Raw genomic sequence first — 3,030 nt, forward strand, 5'->3', positions numbered from 1 at the left:
CGCCACCATGTTTGGGTCGCTCTGCTCCTCCCGCCTGCTGGGCCGCTTCGACCGCGTCACCGCCTTTAAGTGGATCATCGTCGCTTACTCGCTCATCAGCCTGCTGATTTTCTTTACGCCAGCAGAGCATATTGCCCTGATTTTCGCCCTCAACATCCTGTTCCTGTTCGTCTTTAACACCACCACGCCGCTACAGTGGCTGATGGCCTCCGACGTGGTGGATTACGAGGAGAGCCGCAGCGGGCGTCGCCTCGACGGGCTGGTGTTCTCCACCTATCTGTTCAGCCTGAAGATTGGCCTGGCGATTGGCGGGGCGGTGGTGGGTTGGATCCTGGCCTGGGTGAACTACTCCGCCAGCAGCAGCGTGCAGCCGGTTGAGGTGCTCACCACCATCAAAATTCTGTTCTGCGTGGTGCCGGTGGTGCTCTACGCGGGCATGTTCATCATGCTGTCGTTCTACAAGCTCACCGACGACCGCGTGGAGGCCATCAGCCAGCAGCTGATCAAACACCGCGCGGCGCAGGGCGAGGCCGTACCCGACGCCGCGACAGCCGCATCCCATTAACCGGAGGCAACATGGAAATTACCAACCCGATCCTGACCGGCTTCAACCCGGACCCGTCCCTCTGCCGTCAGGGCGAGGACTACTACATCGCCACCTCGACCTTCGAGTGGTTCCCGGGCGTGCGCATCTATCACTCCCGCGACCTGAAAAACTGGTCGCTGGTCAGCACGCCGCTGGACCGCGTGTCGATGCTGGACATGAAGGGCAACCCGGACTCCGGCGGCATCTGGGCGCCTTGCCTGAGCTACGCCGACGGCAAATTCTGGCTGCTCTATACCGACGTGAAGATTGTCGACTCGCCGTGGAAAAATGGCCGCAACTTCCTCGTCACCGCGCCGTCCATTGAGGGGCCGTGGAGCGAGCCGATTCCGATGGGCAACGGCGGGTTCGATCCGTCCCTGTTCCATGACGACAATGGCCGCAAGTACTACCTCTACCGCCCGTGGGGGCCGCGCCACCACAGCAACCCGCACAACACCATCGTGATGCAGGAGTTTGACCCGCAGACCGGCACGCTCTCGCCCGAGCGCAAAACGCTGTTTACCGGCACGCCGCTCTGCTACACCGAAGGGGCGCATCTTTATCGCCACGCGGGCTGGTACTACCTGATGGTTGCTGAGGGCGGCACCAGCTACGAGCACGCCGTTGTGGTACTGCGTTCCAAAAATATCGACGGGCCGTACGAGCTGCACCCGGACGTAACGATGATGACCAGCTGGCACCTGCCGGAGAACCCGCTGCAAAAGAGTGGCCACGGCTCGCTGCTGCAAACCCATACGGGAGAATGGTATATGGCCTACCTCACCAGCCGCCCGCTGCGCCTGCCCGGCGTGCCGCTGCTGGCCTCCGGCGGGCGCGGCTACTGCCCGCTGGGGCGCGAGACCGGCATCGCTCGCATTGCGTGGCGCGACGGCTGGCCGTACGTGGAAGGCGGCAAACACGCGCAGCTGACCGTGCCCGGCCCACAGGTGGCGGAGCAGCCCGCAGCCGCTCTGGGTAACTGGCGGGATGATTTCGACGGCAGTACGCTTGACCCGGAACTGCAGACCCTGCGCGTTCCGTTCGACGACACCCTCGGCTCGCTCACCGCCCGCCCGGGCTACTTACGGCTCTATGGCAACGACTCGCTCAACTCGACCTTTACCCAATCGACCGTGGCGCGCCGCTGGCAGCACTTCACCTTCCGGGCCGAGACGCGGATGCTGTTCTCGCCGGTTCACTTCCAGCAGAGCGCGGGGCTGACCTGCTACTACAACAGCAAAAACTGGAGCTACTGCTTTATGGATTACGAGGAGGGTCAGGGGAGAACCATCAAGGTGATCCAGCTCGACCACAACGTGCCGTCGTGGCCGCTGCACGAGCAGCCCATTCCGGTGCCGGAACATGCGGAGAGCGTCTGGCTGCGGGTAGACGTGGATACGCTGGTCTACCGTTACAGCTACTCCTTCGACGGCGAGACGTGGCACGCCGTGCCGGTCACGTATGAGGCGTGGAAGCTGTCAGACGATTACATCGGAGGGCGCGGCTTCTTTACCGGCGCGTTTGTGGGGCTGCACTGCGAGGACATCAGCGGCGACGGCTGTCACGCGGACTTCGACTACTTCACTTACGAGCCGGTATAGCCCAGCGCGCGTGAGAGCTCGAGCCCGGCCTGCTGAAGCTCCTCGCGGAAGCGGGCCAGCTCGGCGTCGTCCACGCGGGAGGTGAGCGTCGACAGGCTCAGGGCGGCAATCACGCGGGATTCGTGATTCCACACCGGCACCGCCACGCAGCGCACGCCCTGCTCGTTCTCTTCGCTGTCCAGGGCGTAGCCCTGCTCGCGGGTCTGCGCCAGAGCGGTCATTAACGCTTCGCGTGAGGCGAGGGTAGCGGGTGTAAAGGTGGTGTACTGATAGCCCTCCAGCAGGGCGTTAAGCTCGGCCTCGCCCAGCCAGGCAATTAATACCTTGCCGATGGCGGTGGCGTGAACCGGCAGGCGGCGGCCGATACGCGAATAGGCGATGGCGGCCAGCTTGCCTTCAATCTTCTCGATATAGACCCCTTCACGCCCGTCCAGGATCCCCAGATGGGTGGTCTGCCCGGTACGCTGGGACAGCTCCGTCAGCCAGCCTTTCGCCTTCTGGCGAATATCGATTGAGCCCACGACAAAATGACCGCGCTCGACCAACTTCATGCCGAGGCGATATTTGCCGTTTTCCGGATTCTGATCGATATAGCCGTGAAGCTGGAGGGTTTTCAGCAGCGAGTGGAGGGTGCTCTTGCTCAGCCCCATCAGTTTGCTGATGTCGGTGATCTTAAGCTCGGTGGCCTGCTCGTTGAACAGGTCGAGGATCTGCAACGCACGTTCAACAGACTGAATAATCGGCATAATGCTGGCATGTCCACGCTGGAAGGAAGGCGAAAACGTACCTTTTTCGGGGTGAAAAATCAATGAAATGGAGCCGGTTTGCCCGGCGGCGCTTCGC

General features: G+C 62.5%; 3 protein-coding genes. 2 read left to right on the forward strand and 1 reads right to left on the reverse strand.

Annotation, left to right across the window (positions count from 1 at the left end; genetic code table 11):
* Both IM273_RS16370 and IM273_RS16375 read left to right on the forward strand, forming a co-directional pair.
* A partial coding sequence (locus tag IM273_RS16370) for an MFS transporter (RefSeq protein WP_193055562.1) occupies positions 1-565 on the forward strand: 565 nt, incomplete at its 5' end.
* A gap of 11 nt (positions 566-576) precedes the next feature.
* Positions 577-2,187: a glycoside hydrolase family 43 protein gene (locus IM273_RS16375; RefSeq protein ID WP_193051908.1), complete on the forward strand. Its 1,611-nt coding sequence runs from the start codon at positions 577-579 to the stop codon at positions 2,185-2,187.
* Here IM273_RS16375 and xynR read toward each other — a convergent pair.
* A complete protein-coding gene (gene xynR / locus IM273_RS16380; protein ID WP_100170992.1) occupies positions 2,172-2,933 on the reverse strand; it encodes a DNA-binding transcriptional repressor XynR in 762 nt (253 codons plus the stop codon). The two genes, IM273_RS16375 and xynR, sit on opposite strands and share 16 nt — an antisense overlap.
* Positions 2,934-3,030 lie beyond the last annotated feature (97 nt).

Source organism: Enterobacter cloacae complex sp. P13B (assembly GCF_014895915.1).
GTDB classification, from domain to species: domain Bacteria; phylum Pseudomonadota; class Gammaproteobacteria; order Enterobacterales; family Enterobacteriaceae; genus Enterobacter; species Enterobacter bugandensis.

Bases quoted from the DNA above. Each gene is read 5' to 3' on its own strand.
- IM273_RS16375 (WP_193051908.1), top strand. From the start codon at position 577: ATGGAAATTACCAACCCGATCCTGACCGGCTTCAACCCGGACCCGTCC.
- xynR (WP_100170992.1), bottom strand. From the start codon at position 2,933: ATGCCGATTATTCAGTCTGTTGAACGTGCGTTGCAGATCCTCGACCTG.